Source organism: Thermoanaerobacter sp. RKWS2 (assembly GCF_026240795.1).
GTDB classification, from domain to species: Bacteria; Bacillota; Thermoanaerobacteria; order Thermoanaerobacterales; family Thermoanaerobacteraceae; genus Thermoanaerobacter; species Thermoanaerobacter ethanolicus.
Map to the genome: position 1 here is coordinate 2,792,880 of NZ_CP110888.1, position 16,908 is coordinate 2,809,787.

General features: G+C 32.9%; 18 protein-coding genes and 4 pseudogenes. 1 reads left to right on the top strand and 21 read right to left on the bottom strand.

Going from position 1 to position 16,908, the window contains the following annotated elements; genetic code table 11:
* Positions 1–2 precede the first annotated feature (2 nt).
* The 21 genes and pseudogenes from OEI98_RS15440 to mscS form a co-directional block, all read right to left on the bottom strand.
* Complete coding sequence (locus OEI98_RS15440) at positions 3–446, bottom strand: S41 family peptidase (protein ID WP_416237340.1); 444 nt, start codon at positions 444–446, stop codon at positions 3–5.
* Positions 447–486: 40 nt separating this feature from the next.
* A complete protein-coding gene (locus OEI98_RS15445) occupies positions 487–981 on the bottom strand; it encodes a hypothetical protein (protein WP_003871068.1) in 495 nt (164 codons plus the stop codon).
* 11 nt (positions 982–992) lie between these two features.
* Positions 993–2,309 (bottom strand): S41 family peptidase, encoded by a 1,317-nt coding sequence (locus OEI98_RS14705; RefSeq protein WP_003871067.1) that lies wholly within the window; start codon positions 2,307–2,309, stop codon positions 993–995.
* Between the two features lie 91 nt (positions 2,310–2,400).
* Positions 2,401–2,580, bottom strand: a complete 180-nt coding sequence (locus OEI98_RS14710; protein WP_266038743.1) for a hypothetical protein — start codon at positions 2,578–2,580, stop codon at positions 2,401–2,403.
* A gap of 199 nt (positions 2,581–2,779) precedes the next feature.
* Complete coding sequence (locus OEI98_RS14715; protein ID WP_003871651.1) at positions 2,780–3,580, bottom strand: ExeA family protein; 801 nt, start codon at positions 3,578–3,580, stop codon at positions 2,780–2,782.
* A 16-nt stretch (positions 3,581–3,596) separates the two neighbouring features.
* Positions 3,597–4,913, bottom strand: a complete 1,317-nt coding sequence (locus OEI98_RS14720; RefSeq protein ID WP_266036855.1) for a DDE-type integrase/transposase/recombinase — start codon at positions 4,911–4,913, stop codon at positions 3,597–3,599.
* A gap of 136 nt (positions 4,914–5,049) precedes the next feature.
* Positions 5,050–5,631 carry a DUF6431 domain-containing protein gene (locus tag OEI98_RS14725; protein WP_266036853.1) on the bottom strand — a complete coding sequence of 194 codons (582 nt, stop codon included), beginning with the start codon at positions 5,629–5,631 and terminating at the stop codon, positions 5,050–5,052.
* Between the two features lie 263 nt (positions 5,632–5,894).
* Positions 5,895–6,134 (bottom strand): SPASM domain-containing protein, encoded by a 240-nt coding sequence (locus OEI98_RS14730; RefSeq protein WP_266038745.1) that lies wholly within the window; start codon positions 6,132–6,134, stop codon positions 5,895–5,897.
* 29 nt (positions 6,135–6,163) lie between these two features.
* A complete protein-coding gene (locus OEI98_RS14735) occupies positions 6,164–7,219 on the bottom strand; it encodes a radical SAM protein (protein ID WP_266038747.1) in 1,056 nt (351 codons plus the stop codon).
* Between the two features lie 253 nt (positions 7,220–7,472).
* On the bottom strand, positions 7,473–7,646 hold the full coding sequence (locus OEI98_RS14740; RefSeq protein WP_003871591.1) for a hypothetical protein: 174 nt from the start codon (positions 7,644–7,646) through the stop codon (positions 7,473–7,475).
* Positions 7,647–8,149: 503 nt separating this feature from the next.
* Positions 8,150–8,827, bottom strand: coding sequence for a Crp/Fnr family transcriptional regulator (locus OEI98_RS14745; protein ID WP_266040731.1), 678 nt, complete (start codon positions 8,825–8,827; stop codon positions 8,150–8,152).
* A 36-nt stretch (positions 8,828–8,863) separates the two neighbouring features.
* A pseudogene (gene dnaB / locus OEI98_RS14750) lies at positions 8,864–10,190 on the bottom strand (replicative DNA helicase).
* A gap of 21 nt (positions 10,191–10,211) precedes the next feature.
* Entirely contained in the window at positions 10,212–10,655 is a 444-nt protein-coding gene (rplI, locus tag OEI98_RS14755; protein WP_003871294.1) for a 50S ribosomal protein L9, read from the bottom strand.
* A pseudogene (locus tag OEI98_RS14760) lies at positions 10,652–12,617 on the bottom strand (DHH family phosphoesterase). The gene rplI and the pseudogene OEI98_RS14760 overlap by 4 nt, the downstream one beginning before the upstream one ends.
* Before the next feature lie 18 nt (positions 12,618–12,635).
* Positions 12,636–13,544: a YybS family protein gene (locus OEI98_RS14775; RefSeq protein WP_266038756.1), complete on the bottom strand. Its 909-nt coding sequence runs from the start codon at positions 13,542–13,544 to the stop codon at positions 12,636–12,638.
* Positions 13,545–13,552: 8 nt separating this feature from the next.
* Positions 13,553–13,860 (bottom strand): annotated as a pseudogene (locus OEI98_RS14780) (MazG-like family protein).
* 80 nt (positions 13,861–13,940) lie between these two features.
* A complete protein-coding gene (gene rpsR / locus OEI98_RS14785) occupies positions 13,941–14,207 on the bottom strand; it encodes a 30S ribosomal protein S18 (protein ID WP_003867432.1) in 267 nt (88 codons plus the stop codon).
* A gap of 15 nt (positions 14,208–14,222) precedes the next feature.
* The gene (locus OEI98_RS14790) at positions 14,223–14,675 is read right to left on the bottom strand and encodes a single-stranded DNA-binding protein (protein ID WP_019907098.1); all 453 of its coding nucleotides are present in this window, start codon (positions 14,673–14,675) and stop codon (positions 14,223–14,225) included.
* Between the two features lie 31 nt (positions 14,676–14,706).
* A complete protein-coding gene (gene rpsF, locus OEI98_RS14795; RefSeq protein ID WP_003871386.1) occupies positions 14,707–14,994 on the bottom strand; it encodes a 30S ribosomal protein S6 in 288 nt (95 codons plus the stop codon).
* A 67-nt stretch (positions 14,995–15,061) separates the two neighbouring features.
* Positions 15,062–15,267 (bottom strand): annotated as a pseudogene (locus OEI98_RS14800) (DUF951 domain-containing protein).
* 78 nt (positions 15,268–15,345) lie between these two features.
* A complete protein-coding gene (mscS, locus tag OEI98_RS14805; protein ID WP_028986059.1) occupies positions 15,346–16,200 on the bottom strand; it encodes a small-conductance mechanosensitive channel MscS in 855 nt (284 codons plus the stop codon).
* 149 nt (positions 16,201–16,349) lie between these two features.
* On the opposite strand from mscS, the gene yyaC reads away from it, so the two are divergent.
* Complete coding sequence (gene yyaC / locus OEI98_RS14810) at positions 16,350–16,907, top strand: spore protease YyaC (RefSeq protein WP_004399536.1); 558 nt, start codon at positions 16,350–16,352, stop codon at positions 16,905–16,907.
* Position 16,908: the final 1 nt, after the last annotated feature.

Consider the following 16,908-nt stretch of genomic DNA (forward strand, 5'->3'; position numbering starts at 1 on the left):
AATTACTTCTCTTTTCCTAAAGATTTAATTAATTCAACTGTCTTTTGCTTCAATATTTCTGCTCTTACTTCTGGATAGCCAGCATTTGTATCTGGAACATCTAATTCTATGTCCGGTTTCACACCTTCTATAAAAAATGAACCCTCGTCTCGGTTTAAAATTGTGCCGGCTTCAAATCTCACAATCAATCCACTGTTGGGAAGTCTCATATATGAGGTAAGTGAACCATGGCCTAAAGTATTTCTTCCCACTAATGTAGCAAAACCTGTTTCTTTACAAAACTTGGCAAATTCTGTGGCTGCAGAAAAAGTCGCTCTGTCTATTATTAGAAATATCTTCCCTTTGAAATTTACATATTCATTTGATTTGAAAAACTTTTCTATATACTTTTCCTCTTGTTTAAATAGGTTTTCTTTAAATTCATAGATTGTAAAATCTTTTTTCATCTCTTCTGAAAGTTTATCGTATATAGGACTCTCTCTGAATTTATACTAGCAATTCACTCCATTTTTCATAATTTTTCTTGGAATCTTTAAATATTTTTATAAAAGGCTTTAATTCAACAAAATCTCTTATCGCTTCATCTTCGATTAACTTTAAAAAATAATTAAAATAGCTAGGACTTGCTACATAAAGGTGCCCATCATGCAATTTCCCTAAAATTTCATTTAATTTATTATAAAACTCAATATTATTCCTTGTATTTTTTATCTCTTCTATAAACTCTTCCTTATGGGCTAGCCAGTCGTAGCCGTACATCTTTTTTACTTCATAAAAATGTGCGTAATTGTCTTTTAAAATGTTATACATATACTCAAAATCTTCTATCTTTTCTTTCTCTGTTAAATCTTTTAATTCCTTTGATGCAAATAGAGTGTTTGAAGTATATATACCGGTAAAAAATCCTGTTGAAAATATCAGAATCAATAAAAATATCAAAGTAATCATAGAAATTGACAGTTTCTTACTCAACAGTATCACACCTTTTTTCCTTATTTAATGCCTTTTTCCTCATTTTCTAACGATTTAATTACTTGCAGTATTTTTTGTTTTAGCTCCTCATCTTTTTCAAATGGGTTTTTAGGAATCATTTTTATTTCTATATCTGGTATAGTCCCTGTTTCAAAATATGAAGTACCATCCTGATTTATAAGCATTGCTCCATCAAATCTCACAATTAACCCGCTATTAGGAAGGCGCATTAAACCTGGCATAAGCCATCCTCCATCTCCTTTTCTGGTTCTTTCACCTATTACTGTAGCAAAGCCCGTTTCTTTACAAAATTCTGCAAATATATTTGCTGTTGAATAAGTGGTTCTACTAACGATTAAAAATATCTTCCCATTAAAATCTACAGGTTCTACATATTTAGAAAATTTTTCAAAATCTTTTACTATATCTGTGGTCGCATAGTACATGAAATTTTCTTTTACTCCTGCAGGAAGCAAATCATACATAGGAAGTTTATCTATAGTATTATTTTTCAAATCTGGTATATAATTTTCAAGCAGATTAACAATATATTCCCCACCTCTTATAAGATAAGTCTTTTCTACTGACAAGTTTTTAACTTCTTTTAACTTATTCCTCAAAGGTGCTACTATAGCTTGCAACCAGTACTCCCTATTACCCCCTTCATTATCACTAATATCTATGAAAAGATACGGGTAATCTTTTATACTTTTCAAAAAATCGTATATGATCTCTATTTCTTTCTTGTATTCTTCTCCTTCTTTGTGATAATCAATTAAAAAAGAATAGATTTTCAAATAAGCGATCTTTCCAGGTTCTATAACGTCTGTCACAACATTTTCTCTTCTTTTCTTTAGTGAATAATAATCTTCTAGTTCGCCCTGTCTATATGTATTTTTAAAGATTTTTTCCCACATCTTATAAGAACTTTCTGATTCCCTAAACATATCTTCATAAGGTTTAAAACCTAATGGTCCAAATAAATATTTATAATACCCGGGACTTAAAACATGTGTATGCCCATCATGCAATTTTAGTAGAATATCATTTAATGCATAATAAAATTCTAAATTATTTTTTGTCTTCTTTATCTTTTCTTTAAATTGCTCTTTATATTCTAACCAGTCATAACCATACATCTTTTTCACTTCATAAAAATGAGCATAATTGTCTTTTAAGATGTTATACATGTATTCAAAGTCTTCTATTTTTTGCTTTTCTGTTAATTCCTTTGTCCAATATAAATTAAGCCGTGTATTCAAAAAAATATGTGTACTGAGTAATATAATTACTGAAAATACCAAAGTAACTATTAAAATAGGTAACTTTTTTCTCAAGAATATATCCATCCTTTCACTTATAATTTTTAAAAGTAGCGATGCATCTAAAACTTAAAAGTTCCAGATGCATCGCTATTAAGATAACAATTTACTTTATTGCTCCGTAATAAGGCTCCATCTTAGGACGGCATGCCTGCACCCAACAATATGGACCCCAGCACACACAGGGACCTGGTCCTTCTGGTAATTTTATTATATCACAAGGTGTTATAGGAAAAACGTCATTAGGTATCTCATTGCCAATTTCTTTATTATTGTCAATTCTCAAATTAAATCTCCAAAGATTTTCAAATTATAATGGCATTTTTTAAGTGCATAAAAGTATTTTTTCTCAAATTATCACAGCCTGATTAAAAATTTTTTTCACTTTTTAAGAGCATTACCGCTAAAATATGTTAATATCTGTTATTGGCAATTTGGGTTAATTGATGTATAATAAAAAATGAGAGTAGCGAAAGCTACTACTCTCACAAACTGATTTCATTTTGTGCCTGGTATATTACTTCTTCATCTATTTCTCTTAGCCTTTTAGAATACGCATAGAGAAGAGAAGCTGTTACCAGGTTATTTATTATCCTTGGGAGCCCTTTTGTTAGAGAATATATTGCTTCATATGCTGATGGTGTAAATATATCATTCACCACTCCGGCTATTTTCATTCTTGTTTTTATATAATCTTGAATTTCTTCTTTTTTTAGCCCTTGCATCACATACTTTATAGAAATTCTTTGCCTTAGTGCACTGTTTACATTCAAGGCTAGTTTGTTTCTTATGTGTGGTTGTCCTGAAAGTATCAATATATACGGGTTTTGAGAATCCATATTAAAGTTAAATATTATTCTCAAATCTTCAAGAACATCGTTAGAAACCAGTTGTATTTCATCTAATATTATGACAGGAGTTATCTTCTGGCTATAGTAAAGTTCTGTTATCGCTCTTTGTATCTGGTGAAAGAGCGTTACTTTTTTGTATGAGGGTGTTTCGCCTAAAATCATAGCCAATGCTTGATAGAATTCTCTCACTGTGAGTGTAGATAGAGCAAAGTAACATGGTTTAAATGTAGAACGGTTGAGGCTTTCAGCATATCTTCTTAATGCGGTAGATTTGCCTGAACCGGCCTCCCCAACGATAAGTCCTATACCCCTTGTTTCTTGTAAATATTTTAGCCTGGCATTTAATTCAGCAATGTCTTCACTTATGTAAAGGTCGTTTACACTTATCTCTTTAGAAAATGGATTAAATTTCATTCCAAAATATTGGGTAAACATTGTAAACACCTCTTTTTTAATCAATGATATCGTTAAAGGATATCACTGTGTGTTTAATAAAATCAACTAACTCTTCATTTCTGCTTACAGCATTTTTGTTTTGGGTGTATCCTATGGGAATTTTAGCATTATCATGAAAATTTACCTTATACGCTTCCCCCACTTTTTTGCCTTCATGAAAAAGTAGAAGAGGTGTATTATCCTTAAGCCACTGCGGGTCATATCTGACTTCTAAGCGCATACCTTTAAACTTTTCTTCTGTTTCATAAAGTATATTTTCCACTTTAAGTGTAGCATCTTTGTTTACTTTACGATTTACTCTTATGAGAAAACATTCATTCAACATATCTATGTCTTTACACATATTTACCCTTGATATTTGAGACATGAAAAAATCTAAAGGACTCATGCCAATACTGCTGTGTTCTTTTCGGTTGTAATCATCCTCCAGCCATTTAAAAAACATCATATTGAGCTCATCTATACTCTTTATGGATGTAGGATCTATTGTGCTTAAAAATCTCATTCTCACCGTATGAAAGAATCTTTCTATTTTTCCTTTTGAATGAGGTGAAAAGGGCTCAGCATGAATAAGAGATGTACCTAGTGAGGCACATATATATTCAAATTGACTGCTTCTATATATCTTTCCATTGTCAGTGTAGAGCATTTTGGGTATTCCCCTTCTTAGCACTGCTTCTTTAAATGAGTCTCTTAAAGCTAAAAAATTCTGGGTATAGTAAAAGTGAGCATAGGTACACAGCCTGGAAGCATCATCTATATATGCAATAAGGTACGTTTGTCTCTTTGTTTTACCTTCTTTAATATATGGCCCATACATGACATCAGTTTGCCACAGTTCATTGATGTATTCATGGGAAAACCTCTTTGTTTTACCCTCTTTTTCTTTATCTAAAGATTTTACAGGAATGTTTTTCAAAAACCTATAGAATGTCGAAAGGGATACTTTATCCGGTGATATTATTCCTTCTCCTATCAATGTCTCATAAAGAAGTTTGTTTGGCATTTCAGGATGTTCAAGCTTCTTTTGCTTTATTCTCTCTGAAAGTTCAAAGTCTATCTTTCTGTATTTGCCTCTGTCACTTCGATAACCCGGCTTTAACGCTTCTATACCGCCTCTTAAATACTGATATAGCCACCCTCTAAGTGTCTTGGGAGTATATCTTCTCATTCCAAGATAAGGTATCTCAATAGGTTTATCGGAAAGAGCATCAAAATATTCTTTCTGATTTTTTACCTGTCCGTTTAACACCGGACTTATCAGTGAAAATCTCTTTAATGCTATAGCTTCTCTCGCTTTTTCATCAAGCATTTATATGTTCCCCCTTCACTTTTTTGATTTCTTAATCGTAATTTTAGCTCATACCTGGGGGACATTAAAGGAAAAAGTTATGTTGCTAAGAAAAAATCAAAATTTTTATTTAAATCTTTCAGGTTTAATGCTAGAATTATGTGAGAGAGGCCAGAAATGATTTTTGGCAATGAGCATAAAACCGTTGGGAGAAGAGTGGTACAATGCTTATTATGTCCAAAATCTCTCTGGCCCTCTCTCTTTGTGAGTCAGTCTCAGATAACTTTATGTAAGGGTTTATTTGCCTTAATCCGTATATGATAAAACTTAAATTATTCATTATCCTTTTGGTGTAAAAATATATATGCTGTCTTGAAAATAGTATGGTAGGGAAGTTTCTTTTTAAGTCACTTATGAAAGAACTGAGAGTTTTTTCTCTGAGAAGTGTCTCTTTTAAAGACTTTACAATCATATTGAAAGAATACTGAAAATGAGGAATACAGAAATCAGGAAGGTAGGAAAGAGTCCTTTTGCACACAGGGCATATATATCTTCTTATGGCTATTTTTACACAGTTGGATCCGTCTAAATAGTAACGGTAATAAAACCCGTGCTTTTTTAATTTTACTTTACACTTGCAATCGGGATGAGGACATCTATCTGGCGGGGCAGGGAAATTGTAATCTTTACCTTTATGTAAATATTCTTCAATGTTATCAACATGGAAAACTATTTGCATAAGTAACCTCTCCAATTAAAATTAATGCTAAAGGAATCTGAAAAAATTTATCAAATTCCTTTAGCATTAATTTTATCACAAGATTATTTAATCTGAGAAATTTTTTCGATTTTAAGCTAAATTAATTTGAGAAATGACATCTTTATTATACCCTTCTATCAAATATTCCATTTTCTTTTACCTCCCTTCTTTTTATCTTTTATATAGAATGTGCGCACATTCTAATCAAAATTAATACCCTAAAACATCAAACTCAAATTGGTTTAAACCCTTTCTTGTTTTTTCTCTAACAATTCTTTTGCTATATCTTTTAAATACTCTTCTAAAACATACTTATAATCCCTACACCTCTCCGTCACTCTCTCTATTCTTCTCCTTGGACATCCTCCCATACAAATTGGCAGTAGCTTGCAATCAATACACATCTCGTCTATCGTAGGGTCATAAAGAAGATATTCCATATATTTATCAACATTCAAAGAAACTAAGGACGTGTCGTCCAATATATTCCCTACTCTATACTCTTCCATACCTATATCAGACCAGACTTGTATATGTATCCTTCCGGGTCTATCACCATTGAATTTACACTATCTGCTCCACAAAAATTGTATTTTAAATGGGGGTACTTATGCATTAAATTATTCGAAAAACCTCTTTCTTTTAACACTTTTTCAAACATATAAGTTACTTTAGAGTATTCATACATAGATAGACATTTATTTGGTACGTAACTGTCATTTGTATGTTCTACATGTCCCAAATAAACGCTGAGTCTATTTTTCAATCCTCTTATTTCTAACTCATCTAATATCTTATTAACTCTGGTTACGTTTTCTTTGTCCACGTTTATTCTTAAGTAAATATTTGGCATTATATCAATATTTTCTTCTATGTTGATCAGTATCTTTTCAAAAGTCCCCTGTCCACCTTTTAAAGGACGTCTTTTATCATGCACATCCTGGGGACCGTCTAATGTTATTTGTATAAATGATAATCGCAAGTTCTTAAATTGTTCTACTACTTCCCTTGTCAAGTTATATCCATTTGTTATAATAGATGCTCCATACATAACTTCATTTTCATCACAGAGCTTTATAATTTTTTCTGACATATCTTTGACAATGTCAAAAGCTAATAAAGGTTCCCCTCCATACCAAGTAATATTTACACTCTGCAAATACTTTATCTGCCGCTTTATATATTCAACTATTTTATCTTGTACTTCTTCACTCATAAATACATTTTTCTGACTATCCTTTTCATAACAATATACACAGGCAAAATTACACCCTAGTGTAGGTGCAATAGTTAAACCCAAATTTTTGTCATTAAATCTACTCCGCCAGAGATTGAAACGTAACAACTGGAGTTCATCAACATTGTCATCTATGAGAAATTGCCCTTTTTTCAAGTCCTCTATTAATTTACTGTCATCAATTGGAATGCCTTTTTCCACATAATTTTTATACTTATCGTAATTATTTTTTTCCATTAAGGCTAAAGCTCCTGTTCTTGAATTATAAGCTACTATTTTCTCCGGCTCTTCAGGAAAGTCAAAGAAAAAGTTATATCTAGACGGTTTCATTTTCTTTCTCTCCTTAAAGAATTTTTATGCTGAGCCCATCTCAAAAATTTTTTACATAAAAGTTTTAAGATGTGCCTTCAGCCTGCCTGAAATCTATTTTTGCTTTGCATCTTTTTTATTTATAATAGATTGGGGAAAATTCAAAAGCTTTCATCTAAGCCGTTCTATAGATATCTTTTTATCCTTCTTGAGTTTTTATCTTCTACGGTATGTAAGCATTGGATATTAAAAATATTTTTCAATTTCTAAGCTTCTATCCACCCCATGGATTATTTATATCTCCATGTACCCTTGGTTCTCTTTCTTCTGCTAACATGTATTGTTGCATTACTTTTTTATCATTTATATAGGAGGGCTTTACGTTAATGTACGTCACTATCCCAAGTAAAAAAGCTACTAATGCCAATAAAGCTATAGCTTTCTTCAATTTTCTTCACCTCCCAAATTTTCTTTCAATTTTATCCTACCATTCTTACCTCTTTCCAGTAAAATGGCAAAAATGCTTATAAGCCCTCCCAATATTTCGTTTTGGCGAAGTTATCTATATTTTCCTTTCTTTTTCTCTTTTTTTCATATATCGCCAGTGAAAAATTTTAATTTTGTAACTGGAAGTTACAATAGGCTAAATTTGTAAAATGTCTTCAAAGGCAGTAAAATAAAGCTTTTCAGAGCTTAATAAGTGATGTTTAAAGTTAATTATCTGAAAATTTAAACTTTATATGTTTATTTTGATTTCTTATGTATCCCTTTTTGTGGCTATAAATGTTATAATTACAAAACTTTCAATGCTTTTGTTTCCGCCGTTGATGAAATGATGTCTTCTAATAGGCAATAAAACAAAAAGCTCCCCATCTTCTGGAGAGCTTTTTGTTTCCGGACAACAAGAACCGTCCCCGGTGTCTATGGTATAACCCACTTGAGGCGAAATTTTTACAACATTTCTCTTAATCTCTCTATATCTTTTATTATTACCTTATTTCTATTTAATTTAATAATCCCTTCTTTATCCATTTGGCTTAGAACTCTTGTTACAGTTTCTCTAGATATACCTATTATGTTAGCGAGGTCCTGCCTGTTTAAATTTAGATTTAGCAAAATCCCTTCTTTAACATTTACTCCTCTTTCCTTAGCAAAGGTCAAAAGCACGGAGGCAGTCCTTCCTATTGAATCTCTTAAAGCAAGGTTCTCTATTATATATGACACATTTTTTAATCTTTTCGCCATAAGTTTAATAATGCTTAAGGCTATTTCGCTGTTTTTTAGTATCAAGTTTTCTATGTCTTGATTTTTAAGCATAATCACTTCGGAGTCCTCTATAGCCTCTGCAGTTGCAGGATATTCTCCACCGGCAAATAGAATAGACTCAGCAAATATGTCCCCTTTTTCCATTATTTTAATAATGTACTCTTTCCCGATAGAAGATGTTTTTGATATTTTAACTTTGCCGGATTTTACAAAATATATAGCTTCTCCCTTTTCCCCCTCTATGAAAATAATAGAGCCTTTTTTAAAAGATTTTATGATAGAAATCTTATGTATCTCTTCAAGGGATTTGTCCTCCAGTTCATTAAAATAAGGGACTTTTTTAAGGTAATCAAAATGAGCCATAATGACTTTCATCCCTTCTTAAAAGCAAACTAAAGATTATTCCGTTCTATATTTATCAAGACTTACAAATTTTGTATACTGTGCAAGCCATAAAAGTTCAACTGTACCTGTGGGTCCATTTCTGTGCTTTGCAATTATAACTTCTGCTATGTTTTTCTTTTCAGAATCTTTATGATAGTAATCATCTCTGTACAAAAACATTACTATGTCAGCGTCCTGCTCTATTGCTCCAGATTCTCTCAAATCGCTCAAAATAGGTCTGTGGTCTGACCTAGACTCAGGTGCGGGAAAGCTGTGAAAGGGTAATTACAGGAACATTGAGTTCTCTTGCTAAACTTTTAAGAGACCTCGATATTTCTGAAATTTCTTGTTGCCTGTTTTCTGCCCTTCCTCTTCCCTGCATAAGCTGCAGATAATCTATCATCACCAAGCCCAATCCTTTTTCCAGTTTAAGGCGCCGGCACTTCGCCCTTATGTCCATTACGCCAATTCCAGGGGTATCATCAATATAGATAGGAGCTTTAGAAAGAGGAGTCATCGCAGCTGCCAGTTTCATCCAGTCATCTTCATCAAGGTTTCCTGTCCTAAGCTTTTGGCTATCTATATTGGCAGTAGAACAGATAAGCCTGTTTACCAACTGCTCTTTTGACATCTCTAAGCTAAATATGGCAACAGGAAGGCCTGTCAAAAGAGCTGCATTTTGAGCAATATTTAAAGCAAAAGAGGTTTTTCCCATTGAAGGTCTTGCTGCGACTAATATAAAGTCAGAGGGCTGAAAGCCGGCAGTTTTTAAGTCAAGGTCAGGAAAGCCAGAGGGAATTCCCGTAAGCTGTCCTTTGTTTTTGTAAAGTTCTTCTATTTTATAAAAGGTATTCATTAACACGTCTTTTATAGGTGAAAAATTAGTAGTGTTTCTTCCTTGAGCTATATCAAATATTTTTTGTTCTGCTATGTCAAGGACAGTTTCTACGTCATCCCCTTCGTAACTTAACTCCATAATCTCTGAAGAGGCCTCAATGAGCCTTCTCAATGTGGCCTTTTCTTTTATAAGCTTTGCATAGTAAGATACGTTAGCAGTGGTAATAACATTGGAAGACAGGCTTGCTATATAATCAATTCCGCCAACAGCCTCCAGCATGTTTCGCTTTCTAAGTTCATCAACTACTGTCACAAGGTCAACGGGGATGTCTTTTTCAAACATCTCCATCATTACATCGAATAATTTTTTGTGGGATTCTTTATAAAAGTCGTCGGCTTTTATTATTTCAGAAACGTCTATTATAGCATCCCTAGATAAAAACATTGACCCTAAGACGGATTGTTCAGCTTCTATGTTTTGGGGAGGGATTTTGCTCCACTCCATCCTTATTCCCCCTTGCTTTAATTACTCTGCCACAACATCTACCTTCACTTTTGCTATGACTCCTTGATAAAGTTTTATGTCTACATAATAGGTACCTGTAGTCTTTACAGTCTCGTCAAAAGATATTTTCTTCTTATCAATGTCAAAGCCTTTCTCCTTTAAAGCCTCTTCTACGTCTTTTGAAGTGATAGATCCAAAAAGTTTACCATTTTCTCCTGCTTTTACTTTTAAAACTAAGCTTAAGTTTGAAAGCTTTTGGGCCATTTCTTTTGCTTCCTCTAATTCTTGCTGTCTCTTTTTCTCTTCTGCCTTTTTCTTTTCATTAAGCACTTTTATGTTGGATTCTGTAGCCTCTATGGCAAGTCCTCTTGGAAGGAGATAATTTCTCCCATACCCGTCGCTGACATTTACAATTTCTCCTGCTTTTCCTACATTTTTAACATCTTTTACTAATATAACTTTCATTTGTCTTCACCTTCCTCTTCAAAATATTCTTTAATAGCATTTTTTAAGTCTTGCAGTACTTCCTCTATAGGCTTTTTGACCTGAGCTCCTGCAACAGTTAAATGTCCTCCTCCACCAAGCTTTTCAAGGATAACTTGAACATTTATGTCTCCAAGAGAGCGTCCGCTTATGGCTACATCTTCTTCTCTTTTTAAAAGGACAAAAGAGGCTTGTACTCCCTTTATTGTAAGAAGTTCATCAGCAGCCTGGGCTATAATGAGATTGTTGGCATTTGGAGGGCTAACTGCTATTGCAATGCCGTTATCCAATATCTCGGCATTTTTCACTATTGAAGCTTTTATTATGTAAGAATCTAAGTCATTTTGGAAAAGCTGCTTAACAGAGGTTGTATCTGCCCCTTTTCTCCTCAAAAAGGAGGCTGCTTCAAAAGTCCTGGAACCTGTCCTGAAAGTGAAATTTTTTGTATCCACTGATATTCCTGCCATTAAAGCCTCAGCTTCTATAGGTTTTATGTCAATCTTGTCTACTATATATTGCAAAATTTCTGTGACTAATTCGCTAGCAGAAGAAGCATAAGGCTCTAAATAGACAAGCAAGGCTTTATCAATAAACTCTTTCCCTCTTCTATGGTGGTCTATTACAACTATTCTGTCTATAATATCTACAAGTTCGGGATAAGTAAGATAACTGGGTCTATGGGTATCAACAACTATTAAAAGGCTGTTTTGGTCCACCATGTTTTTAACTTCACTGCTTTTTATAAATAAATCTTCATAGCCTTTTGTGTTTTGTATTTTCTTTACCAATTCATCTATTGCTACATTAGATTTATCTAATATTATATAGGCTTTTTTGCCTAAAGACATGCTGGCTCTATACATGCCAATTGCAGCACCTAATGAATCAAAGTCCATAAAGTTGTGACCCATTATGAAAATGGTAGAGGATTCTTTTATGAGCTCTTTTATAGCGTGGGCAATTACTCTCGCCTTTACTTTTGTCCTCTTTTCAACAGCTTGTGTTCTTCCTCCATAAAACGAAATTTTATCTCCTCTTTTTATTACTGCTTGGTCTCCTCCTCGCCCTAATGCTAAGTCTAAGGCGCTAGAGGCATATTCATTTAAGGCTAAAAAGTCATTGGCATCTGCTCCAATTCCTATGCTTAAAGTTAAAGGGATTTTTATCTCTTCTCCAATTTCTCTCACTTTATCCAATATTTCAAATTTATTTTCTTCTAAGCTTTTTAATCCTTCCTCTTTAAATACGACAAAGTATTTATCATCATCATATTTTTTCATAAAAGCTTTTATTGAGGAAGCCCATTCTGAAAGTTTTTTTCTATTTCTGAAGAAACCACCGCTTTTTTAATATCTTCTATTGCCATCATCGCTTCTTCGTAGTTGTCAATTATTATATGCCCTACCACAGGTCTATCGAAAGCTAAAGATTTCTTAAGCTGAATGTATTCAGTGTTATCAAGGAATAAAAGAGTACAGCTTAGGTCCTTCCCTTTTTTTCTTTTTGCTTGAGAATCTACTTTTAACACGGAATAGTTCCGGCCATTGAACTCTATTTGGTTTTTTTGTCATCTATTTTGTTTCCAGCATATTTTTTTATCAATTTCTTTATCTCTTCATCTTCATTAAAGACCTGAGAATAGCTTAAGTTATACCACAGGATTTCTCCGTTATCATTTAAAATAACGGCGGGAATTGGCATTTTTGCTAAAACACTTTTTGATGCCTTGTCAACATTGAAAAATATATTTTCTATATATTTATCCAATTCTAATCGCTTTTTCTTTACGCCATAGTATTCACTTAAAAGCACATAAAGAAAGATGATTAATGAAATAGAAGCAATTATCTCGTTGTAGTAAAACATTAAAGCTATTAATAAAGCTGATAGTAAAATATTTATCACATTGACAGAAGAAATTATTTTATAAAATTTCTTATCCACAAAAACACCTCTCATTTTCTAACTCATGTATTTCCTTAAATCCATACTGGTATCTGCAATACCTATTATGGTGAATAGCCAAGAGGTAAGAGGAAAAAGAAATAAAAATACAAGGATTAAGTTAGCAGCCAATGATTTCATATTCAATTTATGAGTTAAATAATATTTTACTACCGCCAAGCCTCCTAAAGTAAAACCTAGAGAAAGCAATACTATTATATTGGTAGTTATTGCTTCAGGTTGCTTTAGAAAATATTGATACAGTAATGCTCCAATGAAAATCCATCCTGTGACATAAGGCATTTTCCATTCTTCAAAAAGTGGAAGTGCATCTATATAAACCCTTTGAGTTTTCAAGATTTTGTATATAATTATATAATTAATTAAAATGACAGCTACGACCGCGATTATTATAGATGCAGGTAAAGTCATTTTTAGCATTTCTTCAATTGTTAATAAATTGCTTTTTATAGCCGAAAAGTTTGGATGTCCCTGATAAATAGATAATACTTCTTTTGTGCTCATATCAATTGCCTTAAAAAACTGATCGAGTGCATTTATTTTGAAAGCCACTTTTATGAAATAAAATATTACAATCACACCAAATATTGACACAACAGAAGTATCTATAAGTGTCTCACTAGCTTTACGTTTTTTCGATATTAAATACCCCATAACAAATCCTTGTAAGGCAAAAAATAAACTTGTAAAAGCTGTACCTATATCTGTAAAAATTACATTTACAATAAATACAGCAAAAGATGATGCAATAGCATAAGATTCAGAACTTCTTATACAAGTTATAGCAATGGGAGCTGGTATCAAAAAAAATAGCACAAATAAGGGCGGAATATACACTCCTATTAATGTCATTACTACAGCCATTGCTGTCATCATTGCCGCATTGGTAAGTTTTCGTAAATCCATTAAATCAATCACTCCCGCTTTCTACCCTTTATGTATCTCTCTAATCCAGAAAAATTATATTCTCCTTCAAAGTTTTTATCAATAATTTGAAGTTTGAGTTTTTTTGAAGCGCTTCATCTATTTCTTCAAAGTCATAGCCTAATTTCTCTCCTAATAAGTACGCAGAAATTAAAATATCACAAAGATTGTCTACTAACACTTCTCCACTTTCATCTTCATTAAAGGCTTTCAAAAGAGAATATACTTTTCCTAAAATTTTTATTTTTAAATTTTCAATACTCCTTATGTTTTTAGCAATCTCAAGATTATTTTTCATACTTTTATTCCACCTTTATTTTTGACAGCTTTTTTAAATAGTAAACTAAAAGAGGGCATCGCCCTCTTATTATTATATCATTATTCTACTGTATATGGTAGTAGTGCAATCTGTCTTGCTCTTTTAATAGCTTTTGTAAGCTGCCTTTGATGCCTTGCACAGTTTCCTGTAATTCTTCTCGGCAGAATTTTTCCTCTTTCTGTGATGTACTTGCGGAGCCTTGCTACATCTTTGTAATCAATCTTATCTATATTATCTGTGCAAAAAGCACAAACGCGCTTTTTCGCTTTTCTGCCTCTTTTTTTAGTAGCTGCGTTATCTTTCGCCGTCGTATTAGCTGTTGTCATCCTTCAACCTCCTTTTTAAAAAGGTAAATCATCTTCACTCTCTATAGGTGTAAAGCCCTCAAACTCTTCCGGTATATCTTCAAATACACTGTCAAAGCCTTCATCAAAATCTCTATTTTCTTCAGCATTGCCACTGCTGCCAAAACCAGATTTCGGCTCTAAAAATCTCACGTCATCTGCTACAACTTCAGTAACCCAATGTCGATTGCCGCTATTATCATCCCATGTTCGGGTTTGAATGCTTCCAGTTACCGCTATTAATCTGCCTTTTTTTAAATTGTTAGCGCAAATTTCTGCAAGTTTTCTCCAAGTTACGATGGGTATAAAATCTGTAGGCCTTTCCCCGCTTTGACTGACATAATTCCTGTTAACCGCTAATGTAAATGTAGTAACAGGAACCATGTTAGCACTATACCTCATCACAGGGTCTTTTGTAAGACGGCCTATTAAAATAACCTTATTTAACATTTTTAACCCACCTTTTTATATTAATAAACGATCATTCGTCAGTTCTTATTATTAAATATCTCAAAACGCCATCTGTGATCTTATAAACTCTCTCCAATTCCTGAGAAACCTTTGAGTTGCTGTTAAAGTTCATCAGTACATAATATCCCTCAGGCTTTTTGTCAATTGGATAGGCTAATTTTCTCTTACCCCATTCATCAAAATTGGTTATTTCTCCACCATTTTCAATGATGAGGTTTTTAAATCTTTCTATTAAGCCTTTTCTTTCCTCTTCACTTAAATCTGGAGAGAGAATGTACATTGTCTCGTATGACCTCATCTTTTCACCTCCTTTTGGACTAAACGGCCCCAAAAAGGGCAAGGCGGCAATCCATATCCATATTCTATCATTGTCCAGAGGGATTTTCAACTGTTTTTAAAATTTTTTTGATGCTCTTTTCAAATTTAGCTCGCGGCATCAAAACCATTCTTCCGCATTTTAGGCATTTTATACGAATATCCATACCAACTCTTAAAATTTCCCATTCGTCAGAACCACAAGGATGCTTTTTTTCATCTTTACAATATCTCCTACATGGAGTTCTTTTGGCAAAACAATCACCTCAATTAATTTATGAACTTAATAAATCAACTAAAAAGGTGCTTTGATTTTCACACATTACTAACCGAGTTATGTGTCAATATTTGTTATTGTAACATCTGTATGCGGATACGGAAATGTAATCTTTTCTCTATCAAATACTTTTTTTATCCTGTATCTTATATCCCTTTCAACTTCCCATTGTTTCATAGGCTCTGTTTTCGCAATAATCGTTATTAAAACTTGCGAGTCCTGAAAATCCGTAATTCCCAAGACTGTAGGGCCCTCTATCACATCATTCCTGGATTTTTTTATATCTTCACAAATTTGTGTGAGCACATTTATTATTCTATCAATATCTTCCTCATAAGGAATACCTACATTTACAAGCGCTCTCATACTGCCTCGTGTATGGTTTGTTACAGTCTTTATTTCTCCATTTGGTATTATATGTAAATCGCCCGAAAAATCCCTTATTTTGCTTGTTCTTAGTCCTACTTCTTCAACAAGACCCGAAAAATTATTTATCGTTATATAATCCCCAACTCCAAACTGATCTTCAAATATTATGAAAAACCCCGAAATCACGTCTTTGACTAGATTTTGAGCACCAAAACCTATAGCCAAACTGCCAATTCCGGCAACTGCCAATATTGATGTCATTTCTATGTTGAAAATTTTTAGTATTGAAGCAGCTGCTATGAAATAAATGACATATCTCAATATATTTTTGGTAAGAGACATTAAAGTGCCTATCTTTCTTTCAGGAAGCTGTATTTTTCCTTTTGTCTGTAATTTGTAAAACCTTGATATAAGTATGTCTCCTATTTTTATACCTATAAAAGCTATAACCAAAATTTTTATGATGTCGAAAGTTACTTTTAATATTTTTATATCGTAAAGACTTGAAAGTTTTTGGTATAGTTGAGCTATTGTCTCCATCATATCACCCGCTTTATTTCCTTTATATTTTATATATTACACAAGTAAGAAAGGTTTTTCAATAATCAAAACCGGAAATTACCTGTATTTAATTTTACATAGTTGACAAAAATATATTTGTAAGACTTATCAACTTAAGAAAGGAGAAGCATATGGAGTTAATAAATATTGAAGACAAAAGTGCTGTAGGGCATTTTTATAAATTTTTCTCTAACTACCTGACAGAACTATATGATTATCGAAAAGAAATAGTTTTGCTGTGTATAGGGACTGATAGGTCCACAGGGGATAGCTTGGGACCTTTAATTGGTCATAAACTAAAGCCTCTTCTTAAAGGAAAAGCCCATGTCTTTGGTACTTTAGAAGAACCACTACATGCAAAAAACATACATCAGGTTTTAAAGTACATAAATTTAAATTATGGACGTCCTTTTATGATAGCGATAGACGCTTGTTTGGGTTCTTTAAACCACGTAGGTCATATCTCTGTTGGAAAAGGACCTATAAAGCCTGGAGCGGGGGTTTCTAAAGACCTGCCTTCTGTAGGAGATATGTTTGTTACAGGAATTGTCAATATCTCTGGTTTTATGGAATACATGGTGCTTCAAAATACAAGACTTAGAACTGTAATGAAAATGGCAGATATAATTTCTGTGGGAATATACAAGACAATAAATGAAATATATGAACAAAATAAGATAAGGGCTTAAA

What these genes read in the sequence shown, in the direction of transcription:
- OEI98_RS14735 (WP_266038747.1), bottom strand. Translation starts at nt 7,219, where the DNA reads ATGAAACCGTCTAGATATAACTTTTTCTTTGACTTTCCTGAAGAGCCG.
- OEI98_RS14715 (WP_003871651.1), bottom strand. Translation starts at nt 3,580, where the DNA reads ATGTTTACCCAATATTTTGGAATGAAATTTAATCCATTTTCTAAAGAG.
- rpsR (WP_003867432.1), bottom strand. Translation starts at nt 14,207, where the DNA reads ATGACAACAGCTAATACGACGGCGAAAGATAACGCAGCTACTAAAAAA.
- OEI98_RS14720 (WP_266036855.1), bottom strand. Translation starts at nt 4,913, where the DNA reads ATGCTTGATGAAAAAGCGAGAGAAGCTATAGCATTAAAGAGATTTTCA.
- OEI98_RS14790 (WP_019907098.1), bottom strand. Translation starts at nt 14,675, where the DNA reads ATGTTAAATAAGGTTATTTTAATAGGCCGTCTTACAAAAGACCCTGTG.
- rpsF (WP_003871386.1), bottom strand. Translation starts at nt 14,994, where the DNA reads ATGAGGTCATACGAGACAATGTACATTCTCTCTCCAGATTTAAGTGAA.
- OEI98_RS14725 (WP_266036853.1), bottom strand. Translation starts at nt 5,631, where the DNA reads ATGCAAATAGTTTTCCATGTTGATAACATTGAAGAATATTTACATAAA.
- yyaC (WP_004399536.1), top strand. Translation starts at nt 16,350, where the DNA reads ATGGAGTTAATAAATATTGAAGACAAAAGTGCTGTAGGGCATTTTTAT.
- OEI98_RS14775 (WP_266038756.1), bottom strand. Translation starts at nt 13,544, where the DNA reads ATGGATTTACGAAAACTTACCAATGCGGCAATGATGACAGCAATGGCT.
- rplI (WP_003871294.1), bottom strand. Translation starts at nt 10,655, where the DNA reads ATGAAAGTTATATTAGTAAAAGATGTTAAAAATGTAGGAAAAGCAGGA.
- OEI98_RS15440 (WP_416237340.1), bottom strand. Translation starts at nt 446, where the DNA reads ATGAAAAAAGATTTTACAATCTATGAATTTAAAGAAAACCTATTTAAA.
- OEI98_RS14745 (WP_266040731.1), bottom strand. Translation starts at nt 8,827, where the DNA reads ATGGCTCATTTTGATTACCTTAAAAAAGTCCCTTATTTTAATGAACTG.
- mscS (WP_028986059.1), bottom strand. Translation starts at nt 16,200, where the DNA reads ATGATGGAGACAATAGCTCAACTATACCAAAAACTTTCAAGTCTTTAC.